Below are 19,762 nucleotides of genomic sequence, written 5' to 3'. Positions count from 1 at the left end.
CATGCGCGCAATCCCAGAACGTGATGCCGGCTTTCCCGAAAATATCCGAGATCGGCATCATCGCCGAACCGATAATGCCAAAGGCATGCTCAATCCCGTGCAGCTGCAGAACCTTAACAAAGGCCTCTTCTGTCGTCATCTTCATCTGTGTGTGTCCTTGTTTGAGTCGTCAAAGCGTTGGTGAGTTAGAGAATTTCGTCTCTGAGATAATAGCCGACATAAGCCATGCGCTGGCCCAATCGGCGGAAAGGTGTGAGGATACCGTGGCTGGGCAGCGGGGACGTAAAAATCGGCAGGTCAAATGCCTTGTCCTTTTCGCCGGCTACCAGCTGCGCCATGCGCCGTCCGGCCTGAGCTGAATACATCACGCCATTACCGCCATACCCCATGGCGTAGAACACGCGTTGATCGGGATCTGGCTGGAAGATGCGTGGCATCATGTCGTGGCTGACGTCGACCCACCCCCACCAAGAGTAGTCGAGGTTGATGTCTTCCAGCGCCGGGAACTTGCGGGCTAGACCCTTTTTCAGCAGTTCCAAGTGCTTGTTGTTTTCAGCATCCCGCCCTGTCACCGCACTGCGGCTGCCGATTTGCATCCTGTTATCCGGCAACAGTCGATAGTAGTGTCGCAATGTGCGGGTATCGGTCAGGGGCGACTTGGTCTGGATCCCACACTCGTCCAATTCCGACTGGGTCAAGGGCCGGGTGACCATCGAGTTTGAAAGGATCGGCATCAAGCGATGTTTGGTCCGGTTGTTCAAGCCAGGCGGTGTGTAACCCGCAGTCGCCAGAGCCACGGTCTTTGCCCGGACAATGCCCCCCGGTGTGCGCAGATGGTGAACACCGCCTTTGGTCTCCCACCCCATCACCGGGCTTCCGGTGTGGATTTTCACGCCCAAACGGCGGGCCATGTTGACATAGCCAAAAGCCAGTTTACCGGCGTGGATACAGGTGCCATCAGGCTCCCACATGGCACCTGCTGCCTCCATGTCACGGACGTGGCTTTCATGCAGCTCATCGCGGTAGATGATGCGGGAGTCGTAGCCAAACACATCGTTCAGCAGTTTGCTCTCTTTCTTGAGCGACGGCATCACCTTGTCCCGATGGGCAATATAGTAGTGCCCACCCGTCTGCGGGTCGCAGTCGATATCGTCCGACGCGATCAGATCATTGAACAATTCAAAGGCCTCGGTCACCTCTGCGTGCATGCCTTTGGCGACATCCATGCCCCACCGCTCGATCCACTGCGAGCGTTTCAGACGCCCGGAGGAAATCTGGGCCTGCCCGCCATTGCGAGTCGAACAGCCCCAGGCCACGGTATTTGCCTCCAGAACCACAGCCTGAATGCCATGTTCCTTTGCCAAATGAATGGCGGTCGATAAGCCGGTATAACCCGAACCGATGACAACGACGTCGGCGTCCATGTCGCTGGACACCGGGCCATCATCCACGGGCGGAGTGCCTGCGGTGCCAACCCAGTAAGTTGGCGCGTGGTCGCGATTGTGACCCGGGCCAGCATCTATGATGGGGTCGTACTTGGGATCATAGCTGGCCTTGGGCCAGTGACGCGGGATGCTGTTGTCCACCATTCTTGTTTTTCTCCGAAGCTGTGCGCAGGGCGGCGGATCAGGCTTTGAACATTGGGCGCGTTTTGCGAAGCGCCTGTTTCACGATGATTTTTCCGTCACGCACGGTGAACAGATCGGCGCCTTCGGCCTCAATCCGCATGCCGTTGGCGTCAGTGCCGGAAAAGGTCCATTCCGAAACGGCCCTGTCACCATGCACGAAGTGGCTGTGGTGATCCCAATGGGCATCCTTCATGCCAGCCCACACGCCCGAGAAGGCGGTGGCGATGGCTTCGGCACCTTCAACCTTGTTGCCGTATTTCTCATCTCCGGCCACGGTGTAGAACACGCAATCATCGGCAAAGTGGGTCATCACACCGTCGATGTCATGACGGTTGAACGCGTCGAACGTGTCGGCCAGGTCCTGTGCAGTCAGGGTCTTGCTCATTTTGTTTTTCCTTCTAATGGGGGTTGTTATGCTTCGTCCGGGTTCGGAACGATCAGTGTCGGGATCTTGGACCGCCGCAAAACGCGTTTCGCGACTGTGCCCAGGAAGGTGTGTGAAAAACCGTGGTCATGCGCGCCCAGTACGATCAGATCACAGCCCATCTCGACCGAGCGACGTAGGATCACTTCGGCCGGGTGGCCGTCGGTGACCTCGACCGAGGTCACCTGTTCGCGGATTTTGGCATCATCACCTTGAAAACTGGCCCAGAACTTGGCCTGCCGTTCGGCCAACACTTGGCGCACCATCTCGTGGCGGCGCGACAGCGCGGTTTTGCGGGTTTCCTCGTTCAGAATGAACATCTCCATCGTGATTTTGGCGTCATCTGAAAGCGGCTCGTTGACGTGCAGAACGTGGATCTGCGCTCCGGTCGCCTGCGCGATGCTGGCGGCATGGCGCAAGGCGTGGGGTGAGTTCGCCGACAAGTCGGTGGCAAACAGGATGTTGGTGACCAGTTGTTTCATGTCGTCATCCTTTCCGGGTCAGTAGCCCAACAGCCGTGGCAGCCACAGCGACAGTTCAGGGAAGAAGGCGATGATGAAGATCGCAATCGTGTTGGCTGCAGCGAACGGGAGAGCCCGCAGCGAAATCTGTTCGATCGAGATGTTCGAAATCCCCGAGGCAATGAACAGGTTCTCACCCAGCGGCGGGGTCTGGAAGCCAATGCCAAGGGTACAGACCATAACCACACCAAAGTGGATCGGGTCGATACCCACCGAGTAGGCCACCGGCAGCATCACCGGAACGAGGATCAGGATGGTGGCCAGCGTCTCCATGAACATGCCGACGAACAGCAGGAAGAAGATGATCAGCGCCCAGATCACATAGAGGTTGTCGGTAAAGCTGAGCATCGAGTCTGCGATGATTGCCGGGATCTGGTTCTCGACCAACAGGCGGCCAAACACGGTGGCGGTGAACAGGATCAGCAGAACCCGGCCGGTCAACCATGTTGTGGCCTCAAGCGACTGGAACAGAGTCTGCCACGTCAGTTCACGGTAGATCACCACGCCCACCACCAGCGTGTAGAAGATCGCGACAATTGCGGCCTCGGTCGGGGTGAAGAAGCCCGTGTAGATACCGCCCAAGATCACCAGCGGCGCCATGAGCGACCAGAATCCGCGGTACATTTCACAGAACACGTTACGGATGGACCATCCCTCGGCTGAACCTTTGTAGCCGCGCTTTTTCGACATGAAGAAGTTCAGGATCAACAGGCTGGTGGCGATCAGGAAGGCCGGAACAAAGCCCGCGATGAACAGTTTGGAGATCGAGACCGACTGGAAGGTGCCGAATTTCTCGACCGCTTCAGGCGGAGGTGCCATGCCGAGCGCGGCAATGCCGAAGATCACCATCGGGATGGAGGGAGGAATGATAATCCCGAGGCCGCCAGAAGACGCAGTGATCGCCGAGGCATAGCCGCGCTCATATCCGCGGTTGATCATTGCAGGGATCATCAGCATCCCCACCGCCGCGGTTGTTGCCGGGCCCGAACCCGAGATGGCTCCGAAAAACAGACAGGCCATGACAGTTGCCGCCGAGATGCCACCGGTGAACGGACCGGCCAGACTTTCAGCGACATTGATTAGCCGTTTTGAGATACCGGCGGCCTCCATCAAGGCCCCCGCCAGAATAAAGGCGGGCAGCGCCATCAGCGGGAAGGCCCCGACCGAGGTAAAGGCGATCTGCACGAATTTGATGGGGTTTTCGCCCAGATACAGGAACGAAAACAGCGATGCCACACCCAGAGCCACAGTGATCGGAGCACCAATCAGCAGCAAAAGCAGGAATGAGCCAAACAGAATTGTAACGATTTCGGATTCCATAACGTGTCCTCCCTGCCCTTAGTCGTTCTTGGCTGCTTCGGTCGCAGCTTTGATTTCGTCGAGGTCGATCTGATCGGGGTCGTGAATTTCTTCGCCCTTAATCAGGCGGCGGTAATTCACCTGAATGATGCGGAAGGTCATCAGCGCAAAGGCGATGGGCAGCACCATGTAGATGTACTTCATCTCGATGCCCAACGTCTGGGACTTCCAGAACTTGTTCATCTTGTTGAAGACGAAGTCCGTCGCCAGATACAGGAAATAGACATTGAAGAAGAGCCAGAAGAGATCGGCAAAGGCTTCGATGTACTTGATCGCGCCGTCAGGCAGGAACTTGAACTGGAACGTCACGCGGTTATGCGCGCCCTTTAATGCAGCGTAGCTGGCACCGAAATAGACGAACCAGACGAACATGTAGACCGACAGTTCCTCGATCCAGCTGATCGAAAAGCCGAAAACTTCGCGCGCGACGATCTGTACGAACAAAAGGCAGACGAAACCGGACAACAAAATCCGGCAGATCACGCTTTCTATATTGTCCAGAAATTTCCAGAACATGTGGTTTCCCTCCTCCCTGAGATGAGAAGAGCGCCGTAACGCTCTTCCCTGCATCGCTCTGCGGCGATTACTGCTGGACCGGGTCGCGGCCGATGGCTTCGAGAACTGCGTTCAGCTTTTCGACACCACCGATAGACTCGTAGAACTGCGGCCATACGGCACCGGTTGCCAATTCAATGAACTCGGCTTCGTCGTTTTCAGGATCGATGATTTCCATGCCCTTGGCGGTCAGCTCTTCTTTGATGGCCGCTTCTGAATCACGAAGGAACTGAGCCGAGGCCAGAGTTGCCTCTTGTCCTGCTTCCAAGATCATCTGTTGTTCTTCTTCGGACAGATCCTGGAAGACAGCTTCGGAAATGATCAGCGGTTCGATCGAGAAAATGTAACGCAGATTGGTTACGTGGTTCTGTACCTCGTAGAATTTCATTGCGTTGATGGTCAGGTATGGGTTGTCCTGGCCGTCGACAACCTTGGTCTGCAGACCGGTGAAGGTCTCTGACCATGCCATCGGGGTCGGGTTGATGCCCCAGGACTTGTAGGTTTCGATCATGATCTCGTTCTTGGGAACGCGGATGATCAGATCCTGCAGGTCGGCAACCGAGCTGACCGGCTTTTTCGAGTTGGTCAGGCGGCGGAAACCGGTATAGGTCCAGCCAATGATGCGCACGCCCGCATCGCGGATCGTGTTTTCAACCAGTTCCTGACCGATTGGACCCTGGGTCAGCTTCTCAGCGTCTTCCAGGCTGAGGATCACGTAAGGCAGCGTGAATACGCCCACCGAAGGCGAGAAGGGTGTGATGTTGTTGATCGCCAGCAGCGACATATCCAGCGTGCCGATGGCGGCTTCGTTGACAGTATCCTGTTCAGAGCCCAGCTGACCGTTCAGAAACAGGGTTGCAGTATGCTCGCCACCCGATTTCTCTTCGAGCGCTTTGACAAATGCAATTCCAAGAACTTCCTGTGCGCTGCCTGCACTGTCACCGACCGCAATTTTGAAGTTTTTCGCGTCGGCTGCGCCTGCGGCCATCAGTGCCGCTACGGATACTGCAGCGGTGATGGTGCCAAGCTTTTTGATAAATGACATGGATTTCCTCCCATTTTCAGATTTCGAGGTGCGCGCTGACCAGGGGAGAGTTGGCCAGTCCGATTCTGCCTCGGCGCGGAATACCTAGCTTGCGCAAAGTGTTTCTTCGTTGCTAAACTTTGCGCGATAGGTTTCACATATATCGAACTTGCAGAATGAAGCTCGACACACTGACCATACGAATAGGCGACGCCGATATCCGGCTTTTGCGGGTGTTTAAAACCGTTGTTGAAAGCGGCGGGCTTTCGGCTGCCGAGGTTGAGTTGAACATCGGAAAATCGACGATTTCCAAACACATCTCGGACCTGGAGCTGCGTCTAGATCTGAAGCTCTGCAATCGCGGGCCTTCCGGCTTCTCGCTGACCGAAGACGGACAAAAAGTCCTACGCGCCGCCGAAGACCTGCTGATTTCCGTTTCGCAGTTTCGAACCGAAGTGAACGAGATCAAAGAGCAATTGGCGGGAACCATTCGGGTCGCATTGTTCGATCAATGCACCTCGAACCCAGAGGCACGGTTGGCCCGTTCGATCCACAAGTTCAACGAGGCCGCGCCCGCCGTTCAAATCGAACTTTCGGTGGAACCGCCCAACGTGATCGAAACCATGGTCATTACCGGACATCTGGACATCGGGATCATTGCGTTGCACCGTCCCTCTGCCAGTCTTGATTATGTCCCGCTGTATGGAGAGGACATGTTCCTGTATTGCAGCAATGAACACCCCTTGTTTGATCGCTCAGATGCCGATCTGGACATGGACGAGCTGCGCAAGTTCAACTATGCGGGCCTCAGCGTGAACTCCCCAAATCTTATCGTTGGTCAGCAACTGGGACTAAAACGCGCGGCAAAGGTTCAAAGCGAACAGGCTCTTGCTGTTTTGATCCTGTCCGGCCGGTATCTTGGGTATCTGCCCGACCACCTGGCCCAGCAATTTGTCGACCAGAAAATGATGAAGAAGGTTTTGCCCGGCGAAACTCAGTATCGCACGCGTTTTGCGGCTGTGACCCGCAGGCAACCCGCGCCAACACGCATCACCAAACTATTCATGAGCGTATTAAGCCGAGAACACGACAATCCAAGTCTTGCAGACGGTCAGATTTTGAAAGTCTGACTGTCTTCGACAGTACGATTTCCGGCCAGGGGGTGGCGTTAAACCCGGCCAAGTGAATCTGTCTAAGTTTATCTCAGACTTGTTTCGCAGTTGCTTGCACCAGGCGGAAGATACCGCCACTCGCTTCAAAATTGCTGAAATGATGTGTCAGCCTATCAAGTTTCGCGCCAATTAAACAAAACCGAGCCGTTACTATTGGTCGGGTTTTGATGGTCGGAGAAATGGTTCCGGGTTAAGATCTGAAAAAGTAAATTGTCACTATTGACAAAATAAGGCTGAGCGTTATTTGTCATTGGTGTCAGTTTATGGGATGTAAATGCCAAGACCCTCTCTGAAAGACCAAAGATCACATGAGATCCTAGATGCTTACCTTACATGCGTGGCGCGGTTCGGGCTTGAAGGCGCGACCCAGCAGCGAATTGCAGAGTTAGCTGGCGTCAAGCGCCCGCTTCTGCGTCACTACCTTGGAAATAAGGACGAAATGGTCAGCGCCTTGGCCGACCACACCATCGCTGGCTTCGCAGATTCACTGGAAGGATTGCGTCAGGCGCCTCCGGCTGAGGCATCCCCTTCGGACCTTGTAAATGCGTTGTTTTCACAAGATGGCGGGACCGATCCGCGTTTGATGCTTGCTTATCAGGCACTGGTGACGGCGGTTCCGGACCGGCCGGACCTGCGGCAGGGCTTGATGGACAGTCTCACGGACTTCTTTGATGTGATCGAAGCCATCCTCAGGCGCGCAGCCCCTTCGGCACCGGACACACGTATTCGGGCTGTGACCCAGGGTATCTCGGCGATCTTTGTGAGTATGGATGCCCTGTCCCCGCTGAATCCGCCCGAAGCATGGCGTGCCGAGTTGAAACAGGCCGCCACGCTGTTAGCCTCGGTTTTGGAGACGACGCAATGAGCCCTGCCAGAACCGCGAACTACATTGCGTTACCCATCCTTCTGGTGGCCACGGTGCTTGGAATCTACTGGGTCTGGGGGTTGCTCTTTGTTTGGTGGATCGTGCCGACGATCATGAACGGGCAAGCCTTTCTGGTGTTTGAGATAAACCGGGATGATGACCCCATTCTGTACTGGGCCATTGTCTGCCTCTGGGCTGTGCTGGGTTTGATGATGATTGCCGCCAGCCTGTTTCCCCAATATGCCCATCTTCTTGCCTGAGGTGCCTTGATGACCAAAATGTATCACCATCTGCCGGTTGACGCCTACACCTCTCAGGACTGGTTCGACAGGGAACAGCATCTGATCTTCTCACGCACCTGGCGGTTTGCCGGCTTGGTCGAGGATATCGAGGGGCCGGGGCACTACCTGTCAGTTCAGGCGGGCCTGAACAACCTGTTCATTGTGATGGGCCGCGACCACCGCCTGCGCGCGTTTCACAACATTTGCCGTCACAGGGGCACCCAACTGATCCGCGCGGTCGGCAAGACGCAGAAAGCCCTGACCTGCCCGTATCACGACTGGACCTATGATCTGGAGGGCAACCTGATCTCGGTTCCTGATGAAGCGACCGAGTTTCCAAACGGTGTCGACAAATCCTGTCTTGGACTCAAACCGGCCAGCGTCGACGTCTGGCGGGGTATGCTGTTTGTGCATCCCGATCCGGATGCGCCCACCCTTGCCGAATGGTTCGGAGGGGTGGACCCCTTCCTTGGACCGCACAAACCCGAAGAACTGGTGGAATACACCGAAGGCCGGAATACCTATGAGATCAAGGCCAACTGGAAGATCGTCGTCGAGAATTACATCGACGTCTACCACCTGAGCCATCTGCACTCGAACACGCTGCACATGTATGATCATGCCAAGGCCGAGTATGGCTGGAAGGGGCCGCATTACCACTTTTGGGAGCCACCCTCAGAAGCCTATACGAAGAACCACGAAGCCAACCTGCCGATGCCGCGCACGATCCCAGAACCCCATGTCGGAGCCTGGGTCCCGATGCTGTTTCCCGGCATTGGCATCGGTGCCAGTGAGGAAAGCTGGAACCTGTTCATGATCACGCCGCTGGCCCCCGACCTAACGCGGGTCGAAAACCGGACAAAACTGGCCAACGTATCGGATTGGGCATTTCAGAAGCAGCAATGGAAAAGCTGGGGCTTCTGGAAAGATTTTGGCGGTGCGAAGTACCAAGGGGACGATGCCACCGGCGCGGACGACCCAATGGCCTCTGGCGATTTCACGGCCGAGGACGTGTACGCCTGTGAACAACAACAGAAATCTCTGAAAAGCCCTTACCTTGAAATCGGTCCCGCCGGAGTCGGAGAAAGCCCAATTACCCAACATCAGAAAGCGGTGTTGAGCTGCATGCAAGACCGTGACGGGGACGCGCGATGAAACCGGCTCAAGCCACGCTGATCGGTGTTGCGCTTGCGTTGGTTTTGGCGCTGACCGCGCAGGCAGACGCGCCCGAAGACGTTGCTGCGCGCATCCTACAGGCTGAGGACGAACAAAGCCTGCTGGCCACCTGGAGCGACTGGCACCCCGATGCCACGCACCGGATCGTCATGAAATACGGTATGGGGCAAAAGGACGACGTCTTCACCTACCGGGTCGCGGATGACGCCGAGACCGAAGACACCGAGATTGTGAATGCGCTGGAGGAGTACAGGGAAACCCGACGATCTATCCCCGAGATTTCGTCAAGAGTTGAGGATGGCGTTTCGCATGTTACCGCCGTGACACGTGTCGATTACGATTGGCAGGGCCACTCCGACACAATGCGCCAGACGGATGAGTTTGTTTTTGCCCCGTATCTTGGCGGGACAGTGATCCACTCTTTGACCACGACCTACGATTACCGGTAACGGAATATTCCCATGCAACGCGACTTTCACACTTTGACCGTGACGGACATCCGCAAGGAAATAGAAGGAGCCGCGACCAGTGTCACCTTTGACGTCCCTCCCGCCCTGGCCGATCAGTTTCAATGGCCGGCCGGGCAACATCTGACCGTCCGGTTCCGGTTCGCGGGTGAGGAGCACAGACGCAGTTACACCATCTCGAACCCACCGGGATCACCGCTGCGCATCACTGTCAAACGCGTCAGAGGTGGGACCGTGTCAAACCATATCGGCAACACTCTGTCTGCAGGGGACACAGTCGAAGTCATGCCTCCTTTTGGCCAATTCACCCTGACCCCCGGAAGCTTGAAACGCCGCACCCATTATTTCTTCGGAGCGGGCAGCGGCATCACGCCTCTTTACGCAATGATCAGGTCTGTGTTGACCGACGAACCCTATTCCTCTGCGCATCTGGTCTTTGGCAATTCAAGCGCGAACAGCATCCTTTTTCGAGATGAACTGGACCGGATGCAGGCACAATACCCACAACGTTTCACCGTGCGGCATGTCCTTTCCCGTCCCGCTTTGTTCAGTTGGTTCAGCCCTTGGCGCACGGGACGGCTGGACGCAGAGGCCATTCAGGCATCGATTTCCGAAACACCTCCGGTGGCGCAGGACACGCAATTCTGGATCTGCGGTCCCGGCACGATGAATTCAGATACTCGCACCGCCCTACGCAACCTGGACGTTCCGGACGACCGCATTCACATGGAGAGCTTTGGTGGCGACACCGAAAGTGACACAAGCGTGCCGGGGATCGCAGCCTCGGCGTGCATAGAGCTGAACGGCGCATCGACAGAAATTCCAGTATCCGCCGGACAAACCATTCTCGAAGCAGCCCGATCAGCCGGCCTGAACCCACCCTTCAGTTGTCAGTCGGGTGTATGTGGCGCTTGTGTCGCCCGTTTAACCCATGGAGCCGTCCATATGCGGAACCGTATGGCTCTTGAAGACAGTGATGTTTCAAAAGGACTTATTCTGACCTGCCAGAGTGTCGCGACCGAAGAGAACGTTTCTGTGAGCTTTGAGACCTAAGCTTGGGGTCAAGATCCAATGATTTTGAACCACCTGCGTGATTCACGTTTCGAAAATCGAGCGGGATAATTTTCACTCGTTGACCGTTCGGATGAGCCAGAAACCTTCCGTTAAGCAAGTCGGACCAACGCTCAGAAGCGAATTCGGTTTTCACCGACGGTGTCCATCAGAGGTTGCAAATACCGTTCATATCGCCGCCATTTCGCCTTGGATGATGAATAGAGCGGCTGGCGAACCTGTTGTACGCTGGCCGTTCTGACACGCCGTTCGCCCGAATAAAATTCCAGGCAGGCGTCTGTCCAATCGAGGCCGCAATACGCAATCATACCCCGTGCCACGCCATCAATATCATCTACCAGATCTTCATAGTGAATATTGTGGAACGCACGCTCAGGTAGCGTTTCACGCCAGTGGTTCATGAGACGTATATAGTTGTTGATATACTGGCCAAGCTCTTGCTGGTCATAGCTGTGCAATTGGCTACGCTCAAACAGGCGTGTATAGCAGGACAAGCAAATATCCATGGGTTCGCGCGCGATATGTATGATCTTTGCATTCGGCAAGATCGCGTGGATCAGTCCGATCAGCTGGAAATTGGCCGGCATCTTGTCAACCAGATGTTCCGCATTCGGAGAGTGCGCCGACAAAGCCTCGACGTAGTCTTCCGCGCATCGGATCAAAGCCCCTGCTGTGGTACTACGCAAAGCTCTAGGCACATTCGTTGTTCCGTCAGGCAAACGGCCAAAAATATTCTGCAGGTCGTTTAGCTCACCTGCGCCGAAAACATCCGGGTGGGCGTCTAGGATGGATTCCGTCAGCGTTGTGCCCGAACGCGGCATTCCGACGATAAAAATCGGTTTTGCACTGGAAATGGCGCAGCTGCGCAGCCGCTCTATCGTTGAACGGTCAAATGTGGCGATAAGGTCGTCCGTCAGTTGATCGATCTCATTGGGATCGTAGGAAATTAGACCACGCTTGACCCGCGCGCCCTTTTCGAAACTCGAAAAGGCCTCATCGTATCGCCCCAACCGTTCGTAGCAATCTCCCATCGCATAATGATAGGCGACGGCTTTCTGGGGCAGCATTGTTTCCACCGAAGACGACACAGCTTCCAGAGATTGAAACACCTCGCTGTCCTCGGTGACCTTTTCTAGACGCGCAAGTGCGATCAACGCACTCAACTTGTCGTCAGCGAGTTCGGCTGCCGTTTCAAATCTTTGGCGCGCCGCCTCAAATTTGCCCTGTTCCATCGCCAAATGACCCAGAGCCAAATGACTTGCAGTCATTTCCGGCTTCAGTTCCAAAGCACGTTTATGCAGCGTTTCGGCCTTTTCAACCTCTCCGAGATGAGCTTCGACCAAAGCCAACTGATGGCAGGCTGCTGCGTTGTCCGGGTCCAAACGCAATGCCTGTTCTGCTTCTATCAAAGCAAGTTTTGGGTGGTTCTTTTCAAACAAAACCTGAGACAAACCGACAAAGCTATCCGCCTTTGTGCTGTCAATATCGATGGAAGTCCGGAAACTGGCCTCGGCCGAGTCCAAATAGTTCTGAAGCACCAACAGCCGACCAAAGTTGCGGTGCAGCTCTGCATCCCGAGGGCTGATTTCCAACCGGGCCTTGGCAAATTCGCCGGCTTCAGCAAGTTTTTCGGCTTCGATAAGAACCGAAACAAGATTGTTGGCGGTTTCCGTCGAACCCGGATTGATCCGCAACGCCTTTCGGTAAAGTTCTGAAGCTTTCCCGAGATCGCCCTCATCTCTGGCGATGCTTCCCAGGTTATTGATTGCACGATCAAAGTTTGGATCAAGGGCCAGCGCACGGTCTTGCGACGTTTTTGCTTGGCTCAGGTCTTTCCGGTCGTAATAGACCAGTCCGAGATTGGAATGCGCCGCGGGGTTGCCCGGCGCTAGACGCACTGCCTGAACTCCGGTTTCCAAAGCCTGATCAAGCCGACCGGAGGCACGAAGAATTTCAGTGAAATTCGTAAGAAAGGCCGCATTCCCCGGCTGCAGACGCACAGCTTGCTCGAAAGCGGCAACAGCGGGTTCAAACTGCCCCATTCGATAGGCGATCAGGCCCAGCATTTGATGTGATGCGGCATGCCGGGGTGCGACACGGATGATTTCCGAAAAAAGCCCAACTGCTTGTTTCAGATGTCCGTTCTCATAATGTGACAAACCCTGAGTATAGGCGTCTTGTACGGAAATCTGTTTCTGTTCGTACATCTTTTGCCTCATCTCAGAAGTGCACCGCCCCAAATGACCGTGTTTAGCCGCAGCAATCACCACGTGTTAGATTATTCTTTTGATATCGTCCATCGGTGCGACAGCGCCGACAAGGTCAAGTATCATGTCGATATGTTGTGTGTCGTTTGAGCAATACAGGAAAATCTTCCCAATAAATATAAAACTGTCACATTTGTGCCCAGCTTTGAATTTAGCTAGCCCTTGCAACAATAGTTAACAGAACATTAGTTCCGAGGGGGTATTCGGAAAATGAAAGACTGCGCAGCAGAGCGCGCCCATGATCGTGTGGCGCGAGGGGGTCGTTTGGTGAAGTGGAAAGGACGGGTGGCAAGTGTTGCGCCATCGCTTTTCCTAGCCTCTGTGTCTGCAACTGCCCTGACGGTAGGCAATGCCCAGGCTCAGGTTATTTCCACGCCTCAGAACACACAGGCTGTTATCTCATCGGATATCGACGCAACGATTACTGAAACGGGGGTAATTAACTTGACCACCGCAGCCGTCGCCGCGGTCGAGATAAACACAAATTACTCAAGCACTGCCACTAACAACGGTACCATTACGGGCCCGTCTTCCGGAAATTCATTCGGGATTGGTGTTGTTCTGACCGGGAACCTCGAAGCATCCGGGGCCATCAGAAACAACGGAACTATCAACATCGCTGCGAACGGCAGCAGCGGGGCTGCGGCCCTCGGCTTTCTTATGCTGCAAGAATATAGCGGTGCGTTCGCAAACACGGGGACTGTCACAGCAAGCGCGAATTCCACATCAAGCAATGGTGCGAGCGCGCTGGGGGCTGTATTCGTCGGGAGTGTTGAGTCAACCGCAACCATTTCAAACTCAGGTACAATCAGGGCCACCGCAACCGCTGCCGGTTCGAATGTGGCGTCTGCGTTAGGCTTGTTGTTCGTCAGTGATGTCAACACTGGAATAAGCAACAGCGGGACTATCTCGGCTACAGCGAAAAACGGTTCTACCCTAAGTGCGTTCGGCATACTGGTAGATGCCAACCTGGACGGTCACCTGAACAACTCTGGCACGATTTCGGCAATCGCGATGGACAACGGCAGTTTTGCTGACGCCATCGGTGTTCGTGTTGTCGGCGACATGACCGGCAGCGTCAACAACAGCGGGGCTGTGACCGTCAACGCTGCTGCAGACACGTCAGCGACGGCCTGGGCGTATCATTTGGAAAGCGACCTGAACGGGAACTTCAACAATACCGGTACGATCACCGCAAATGCGTCCGCCTCTTCCGGCAGTGTCGATGCAGCCGCCGTGTATATCGAAGGTGATACCAACGGGAGTATCTCGAACAGTGGAACCATCCGTGCCATTGCGCAGGCGTCTAGCGAGGTCAGCGCCTCGGGTTTCTACCTGTCCGGGAACCTCAACGGGAATTTCACGAACTCAGGCACAATCGACATTCGTGGTACCAGCACTTCATCGGACAGTGTTGAGGCATTCGGTCTCTACGTAAACGATGCCGTGATGGGCAACATTACCAATAGCGGTGTTCTGACGGTGTCTGCCGTCAGTGCCAGCGAAGTCACCGCATATGGCATTTATCTCGACGACACCTTTAACGGCAACTTCGAAAACAGCGGTACGTTGACGGTCCGGGCTCAGGGTGGGACGGATTCCGGTGAAGCATATGCTTTCTATATGGACTCGGATCTTGACGGCAACATAACAAACAGTGGCACGGTAACAGTGCAGGCCTCATCGACCAGCGACGACGCAGAAGCTGTCGCCTTTTATGTTGACGGAGATATGACCGGAGATATTGGCAACTCCGGCACTGTTTCGGTGAGTACGACCGGAGTATCCAGCGCAATTGCGCGGGGCTTTCACCTGGATGATGAGTACACTGGGACCTTCACCAACTCCGGTACGATTTCGGTAAATTCAGTCAGCACTGAGGCAACCGGGCCGCGTCCGCCACGTCCACCACGCCCGCCCTTTGCAACCACGCCGGACGTGGCAGGTGTCTACTTTGAAGAAGTCACCACTGGGAATATTACCAACGCGGGTTCGATTTCCGTCAGCGCGCAGAATGCCAATGACGCGAGCGCATCGGGTGTTTTCTTGCGCGAAGATCTGATCGGGAACTTTGCCAACTCAGGTACGCTTACGGTCAATACCCAGTCCGACAATGGCAGTGCCGAAGCTTTTGGCCTGTTTGTCGCAAACGATCTGGAAGGTGACGTCACCAACAGCGGGTCGATCACTGTCAACGCGCGGGGTGAGTCCGAAGCCAGTGCCGCAGGTCTGAAAATCGATGATGATTTCGAAGGGTATTTTCAGAACTCCGGTTCGATCACCGCGACTGCGATATCTGACACCTCAGAGGCTTATGCAACCGGCTTGATCGTCGAAGACCGGATGGAAGGCAATCTCTCCAACAGCGGGTCGATCACCGCTGACGCCACAGGGTACGAAAGTGCCCTTGCCGCAGGATTCGCAGTGCAAGATGGAATTGTCGGCAATGTCACAAACTCTGGCACAGTGAACGTGACATCAACAACCACGGATGACGAATCCGAGGCATACGGTTTCTACATACGCAACGAGGACCCCAGAGATGAAGATGCCTCTCTGGAAGGAAACTTCGCCAACAGCGGCGATATTAAGGTTCGCGCCGAAGGGGATACAGGTTCTGCCTATGCCAGCGGTCTTTACGTCCGTCACGGCTTTGAAGGTAACTTGACCAATTCAGGCGTGATCGACACTGTGAGTATTTCCAAGAAAGACTGGGCCACCGCTCGCGGTATCTACATTCGGGGGGATACAACCGGAAGCGTTGCAAACAGCGGCAGCATTTCGGTTCTCGCTCAGGGGGCTGCGAACCTCAGAGCACAAGGCATATTGCTGTATGATGACGTGAACGCGTCGGTTACGAACTCCGGTACAATCGATGCGACCGCTAAAATCGTGAATGGCACCGACGGAGCCCGAGCATCCGCCGCAGGGGTCTGGATCGAAAACATGCAAGGCACGTTTTCGAATACGGGCACCATCACGGCCACTGCTACTGGCGGTGCGTCTTCCGAAGCCTACGGACTGTATTTCGAAAACTTTGACGGTGTAATTTCTGATGTAGGCCGGATTTCGGCTACATCCGACGGCGGCAAGGCGTATGCAATCTTCTTAGGTACGGGCAGTGGTACTCTGAATGTAGACAGCAAGGATCAGGTATCCGGTCTGATCCGGGTGCAAGATCACAATGTAAATCTGGATGCAAAAGGCGGCAGTAACGTCTTCTACTTTGAGGATGCTGCGCCAAGCGTGGGTGTGTTTACGACACAAGTCTCTGACGGCAGATCAGCCTGGTTTGTCCAAGATGAGGGCGGATCAGCACCTGTGTACGCTGTTGTGGACACTGGCGATCTCGGAATCTCTGGCGATGTAACGGCCTTTTTCGGAAGCGTCGTCGGCGGTGCAAGCGATGCGTTGAGATACGATCAGCCAGCGCAGGTATCGCGTGGTTTCGCGTTTCAGCAGGCGACCGCTGCATTCGGAGGTTTCCGGCCATACGCGATGATAGATGCCCAATACCGTCAGTTTGAAACTGTACCGGGCAATGACACCGACATCGTGTTGTTCGATGGTAGTGTGGGGCTTTCCGGCCAGCTGGACAATGGCCTTTCATTGGCTGTGGGCATGGGTGTTTTCAACGCCGATGGAGATACTGACACAACCGATTTTGATACCACTGGTTTCTATCTGGATACCGCAATCGGACGTCAGGTGGGCGCTTACACACTCGAGTTCGGGTTCGGCTACGGGTGGTTGTCTACGGATCGGTCGCGCCAGATTACCGGCAGCCCAGACGCGCATGCCGACTATGACAGTCAGCTGTTGACTGCCCACATCGGCATAGAGCGGGCATTCCATGTCAGCGACGATTTCGGACTGCTCGGCATTGGTGAAGTTCGGTATACGCGCCAGAAAGACGACGAATACACAGAAACAAGATCCGATGCCAATGCGACTGTCGGATCGGCCACAACGGAAGTAATCGAAGCCCGACTTGGTGCGGAAATTGATAAAGAGCTAGGTCACGGAGGTGTCATCTCTGGTCAGTTGAGCGGCGTCCTACGAAGAGGACTGGGGGACACCAACGCAGATGTCACCGTGTTCTCATCAACGGAAACGCTGACATTCGCGTCCACGGACTTTACCGGTGCAAGCATTGTGCTGGGGTATGAAAAAGACCTTATGCACGGCATGCAGTTCGAAGCCACTGCCGAACAGGAAATCGGAAATGACGCTCAAGGTCCCTACTTGCGCGCAGGGTTGAACTGGTCGTTCTAAGATATCGACTGCTGCGTCGCTCTACCGAGCGACGCAGCAGGTCCCGTCCCAAAAGGATTGTCAGGGTTTCTTTTCTTGAGAAGCAAGCCGCGAGCTTTTGAAGCGAAGCGCTCGTGTAAATGGTCTCGCGGATTTCGAACGATGCGGGCGGCGGCAATCTCATTCAGAGGTGCACACATTCCGCAGGGCGTAATTTTAAACGCGGTGTTCTTTTATTTGCGATATTCAGTGTCGTACAGTGACCTTAAACAAATCCTGGTCACGCGTGGCGTTTAGGTAGATTGCGCGACGCTGAACCGCTGGATCGTCTAGTAAGTTCCATTGATTTCCGACTAAACGCGCATTTACGGCAGAACCCAAGTTAGGCCCGTTTCTACGTGACGCTTGTTTTTCTCAATGGTCAGCGTCAAAAGAACAAAAAACCGTCACCCGGCTCTGGCCGGGGCGAGGTTGCAGGCAAGATTACGAGGCGCATCATATGGCATTTAAGTTGGTTTCCTGCGATGGCGGCGGGATACGAGGATACCTGACCTGCCTGATTTTGCAGAGCCTTCACGAAGAAACTGGATTTCTGGATAAGGCGGACGGCTTCGCGGGCACATCTACCGGCGGTCTGATTGCCGTGGCTCTGGCGGATGGCCGGACCCAAGGCAAGGATATGGGCGTATTGGTCAGTGAGTTGGCCGCGCATTATCGCGGTGACGCTGACCAGATTTTTCTTGAGAACGAACGCGGTGTTCTGGACAAAGCGCTCGACAAAATCATGCGGCGGTTCAGGCTTGGTGGCGGTCCGGGCATTATGGCGTCGCAATACCATGCCTCAGGTCTTGAACGCATTGGGACTTCGCTCGTCGAAGACCGGACCATCGGGTCGATATCGTCAGATCTGGTTTTGGCCGTGAATACGGTTTGCCTGCATCGCAGCGACAAGATCGGCTGGTCGCCGTTCACGATCACAAATCAGAACCTTGAACACGAGGCTTGGCTGGACATGGCAACGGTGAAACTGTTGGACGTCGCAATGGCAAGTTCGGCCGCCCCCTCATATTTCCCGCCGCATCTGATCACGGCCGATGGTGTCGATTACGGCTATTTCGCCGATGGCGGAACCTTTGCCAACAACCCGGTGATGAACGGGATCAATGTCGCAATCGCAGCTGAGCGCGCAAAAGGGGTTGCGGATATCGAAGCGCTGTCAATCGGCACAGGACAGCAACCGACGGACATTTCCGAAGAAATGATTAAGAATCCCGATGACTGGGGCCTGTTGAAATGGTTCGGAGTGACATCGGGTGCACCTAAAGGCGCATTGATTGAATTGCTGCTCACCACCTCTGCGGAAAACCAGTACTGGATGGCGCGTATGGTTTTGAAGAACCGGCTGGTGCGGATCAATCCACCTCTGCCCAAGATCGTCGGCCTGGCGACCCACAAACCCGAATCCTACATGTTGATGGACCACGCTTTCCAGGCCAGCAAGCAGAGCAAATACTGGGCGAACGCCGTCGAGATGCTGCAAAAGTGGTGACCGGCTGATCATTTTGAACCACATGGGAAATTCACCGCCGCCTCCACGTTGTTTCTGTTGCCTTTGAAGGCTCAGCGCTTATGGTTAACGCGAAATTTTCAGCGGATTTAAAAGACTGAAAAGGGGAAGAGGTATGAGCGATCCCGGCATAGCCGAGAAGCTGGTTGCGGTGTTGCAGCGCCCGGATGGCGATACGGCTCTGCGCCCGGTGCACAGCATCGGAATCAGCGCGACGGGGAGTTTCGAACCCTCACCAATTGCCCGACATTACTGCGTCGCCGACCACTTCAGCGCGGAAAAGACGGATGTGATCGCGCGGTTCTCGAACGGATCCGGGTGCGCTGCCGTGCATGACGGCTGGTCTGACGTGCGCGGTATGGCGGTGCGGTTTCATTTGGGCGATGGCACGGATACCGATCTGATCGCAATGACCCTGCCAGAGTTTTTCGCCCCGACACCCGAGACTTTTCTGGACTTCGCCGAAGCCGCGAAACCCAGAATGTATGAGGCCGAGTCACCCTGGCGAAAGATCTGCAACTACCTGCAACTGATCCTGCCCAAGCGCGATCCCTATCCGGGGGAAACCATCAGCCCGGATGACGGTGCCATCGAATTCGCGGATCAGAACGCATATTCCCAACTGGGTATCATGCAGGCTGCCCAAATCGGTGCGCCAACTAGCTATGTCAGGGCGGCGTATCATGCCGTGCATACGTTTGTGGTTACTGGCGAGGACAATACACGTCGCTGGGTTCGGTTTTCATGGCAGCCGATTGCCGGTGTTCTTAGAACAGACTCCAACAATGCACCGGTCGATGATTACCTGCGGGCCGAATTAAAAGACCGTCTGGCCAAGGAACCCGCGCGGTTTTCCCTGATGATGATGATTGGCGAAGTGGGCGACGATTTCAACAATTCCTCCCGCCCCTGGCCGCCACACCGCAAACGGATCATGATGGGCACGCTGACACTGGACACTGTGCCCGAGGACCAGATCGCAGACTGTGAAAAGCTCAGCTTTAACCCGGGCCTGCTGACCAATGGGATCGAGGCGTCGAATGATCCTGTTCTGAAGATACGAATAGACTCCTACAGAATATCAAGCGAATGGCGCGGCGGGTCGCCCTGCCCCTTCTCGGAGAGTTAGGT

Annotated in this window: 18 protein-coding genes; 9 read left to right on the top strand and 9 right to left on the bottom strand. The window is 55.2% G+C overall.

Features of this window, described 5'->3' with window-relative positions; translation table 11 throughout:
* From ACR0ER_RS20230 to ACR0ER_RS20200, 7 genes are all read right to left on the bottom strand, one after another.
* On the bottom strand, window positions 1-145 hold a 145-nt coding region (locus ACR0ER_RS20230), incomplete at its 3' end, for a thiamine pyrophosphate-binding protein (RefSeq protein ID WP_480770481.1).
* A gap of 40 nt (window positions 146-185) precedes the next feature.
* Window positions 186-1,589: an NAD(P)/FAD-dependent oxidoreductase gene (locus ACR0ER_RS20225; RefSeq protein WP_480770479.1), complete on the bottom strand. Its 1,404-nt coding sequence runs from the start codon at window positions 1,587-1,589 to the stop codon at window positions 186-188.
* A 37-nt stretch (window positions 1,590-1,626) separates the two neighbouring features.
* Window positions 1,627-2,013: a nuclear transport factor 2 family protein gene (locus ACR0ER_RS20220; RefSeq protein WP_170335478.1), complete on the bottom strand. Its 387-nt coding sequence runs from the start codon at window positions 2,011-2,013 to the stop codon at window positions 1,627-1,629.
* Between the two features lie 26 nt (window positions 2,014-2,039).
* Window positions 2,040-2,534, bottom strand: coding sequence for a universal stress protein (locus tag ACR0ER_RS20215; protein ID WP_170335476.1), 495 nt, complete (start codon window positions 2,532-2,534; stop codon window positions 2,040-2,042).
* A gap of 18 nt (window positions 2,535-2,552) precedes the next feature.
* The gene (locus tag ACR0ER_RS20210; RefSeq protein ID WP_480770478.1) at window positions 2,553-3,893 is read right to left on the bottom strand and encodes a TRAP transporter large permease; all 1,341 of its coding nucleotides are present in this window, start codon (window positions 3,891-3,893) and stop codon (window positions 2,553-2,555) included.
* Window positions 3,894-3,911: 18 nt separating this feature from the next.
* Complete coding sequence (locus ACR0ER_RS20205) at window positions 3,912-4,448, bottom strand: TRAP transporter small permease (RefSeq protein ID WP_170335472.1); 537 nt, start codon at window positions 4,446-4,448, stop codon at window positions 3,912-3,914.
* Window positions 4,449-4,515: 67 nt separating this feature from the next.
* On the bottom strand, window positions 4,516-5,532 hold the full coding sequence (locus ACR0ER_RS20200; RefSeq protein WP_480770477.1) for a TRAP transporter substrate-binding protein: 1,017 nt from the start codon (window positions 5,530-5,532) through the stop codon (window positions 4,516-4,518).
* A gap of 155 nt (window positions 5,533-5,687) precedes the next feature.
* Here ACR0ER_RS20200 and ACR0ER_RS20195 point away from each other — a divergent pair, with 155 nt between their 5' ends.
* The 6 genes from ACR0ER_RS20195 (at window position 5,688) to ACR0ER_RS20170 (ending at window position 10,525) form a co-directional block, all read left to right on the top strand.
* A complete protein-coding gene (locus ACR0ER_RS20195) occupies window positions 5,688-6,641 on the top strand; it encodes a LysR family transcriptional regulator (protein WP_480770476.1) in 954 nt (317 codons plus the stop codon).
* A 316-nt stretch (window positions 6,642-6,957) separates the two neighbouring features.
* On the top strand, window positions 6,958-7,548 hold the full coding sequence (locus tag ACR0ER_RS20190) for a TetR/AcrR family transcriptional regulator (RefSeq protein WP_480770475.1): 591 nt from the start codon (window positions 6,958-6,960) through the stop codon (window positions 7,546-7,548).
* A complete protein-coding gene (locus tag ACR0ER_RS20185; protein ID WP_480770474.1) occupies window positions 7,545-7,808 on the top strand; it encodes a hypothetical protein in 264 nt (87 codons plus the stop codon). Before ACR0ER_RS20190 ends, ACR0ER_RS20185 begins: the two co-directional genes overlap by 4 nt.
* A gap of 9 nt (window positions 7,809-7,817) precedes the next feature.
* Window positions 7,818-8,984, top strand: a complete 1,167-nt coding sequence (locus tag ACR0ER_RS20180) for an aromatic ring-hydroxylating oxygenase subunit alpha (protein WP_480770473.1) — start codon at window positions 7,818-7,820, stop codon at window positions 8,982-8,984.
* Entirely contained in the window at window positions 8,981-9,454 is a 474-nt protein-coding gene (locus ACR0ER_RS20175; protein WP_480770472.1) for a hypothetical protein, read from the top strand. The genes ACR0ER_RS20180 and ACR0ER_RS20175 overlap by 4 nt, the downstream gene beginning before the upstream one ends.
* A 12-nt stretch (window positions 9,455-9,466) precedes the next feature.
* On the top strand, window positions 9,467-10,525 hold the full coding sequence (locus ACR0ER_RS20170) for a 2Fe-2S iron-sulfur cluster-binding protein (RefSeq protein WP_480770471.1): 1,059 nt from the start codon (window positions 9,467-9,469) through the stop codon (window positions 10,523-10,525).
* Between the two features lie 131 nt (window positions 10,526-10,656).
* On the opposite strand, the gene ACR0ER_RS20165 is transcribed toward ACR0ER_RS20170, so the two are convergent.
* Both ACR0ER_RS20165 and ACR0ER_RS20160 read right to left on the bottom strand, forming a co-directional pair.
* On the bottom strand, window positions 10,657-12,750 hold the full coding sequence (locus ACR0ER_RS20165) for a sulfotransferase (protein WP_480770470.1): 2,094 nt from the start codon (window positions 12,748-12,750) through the stop codon (window positions 10,657-10,659).
* Window positions 12,751-13,295: 545 nt separating this feature from the next.
* A complete protein-coding gene (locus ACR0ER_RS20160) occupies window positions 13,296-13,763 on the bottom strand; it encodes a hypothetical protein (protein ID WP_480770469.1) in 468 nt (155 codons plus the stop codon).
* Between the two features lie 61 nt (window positions 13,764-13,824).
* On the opposite strand from ACR0ER_RS20160, the gene ACR0ER_RS20155 reads away from it, so the two are divergent.
* The 3 genes from ACR0ER_RS20155 to ACR0ER_RS20145 all read left to right on the top strand — a co-directional run bounded on the left by ACR0ER_RS20155 (window position 13,825) and on the right by ACR0ER_RS20145 (window position 19,760).
* Window positions 13,825-17,085 carry a beta strand repeat-containing protein gene (locus ACR0ER_RS20155; protein ID WP_480770468.1) on the top strand — a complete coding sequence of 1,087 codons (3,261 nt, stop codon included), beginning with the start codon at window positions 13,825-13,827 and terminating at the stop codon, window positions 17,083-17,085.
* Between the two features lie 478 nt (window positions 17,086-17,563).
* Window positions 17,564-18,613 (top strand): patatin-like phospholipase family protein, encoded by a 1,050-nt coding sequence (locus ACR0ER_RS20150; protein WP_480770467.1) that lies wholly within the window; start codon window positions 17,564-17,566, stop codon window positions 18,611-18,613.
* Window positions 18,614-18,746: 133 nt separating this feature from the next.
* Entirely contained in the window at window positions 18,747-19,760 is a 1,014-nt protein-coding gene (locus tag ACR0ER_RS20145; RefSeq protein ID WP_480770466.1) for a catalase, read from the top strand.
* Window positions 19,761-19,762 lie beyond the last annotated feature (2 nt).

Source organism: Ruegeria sp. CH8 (assembly GCF_056536985.1).
This window is presented reverse-complemented; position numbering and strand designations above follow the sequence as displayed.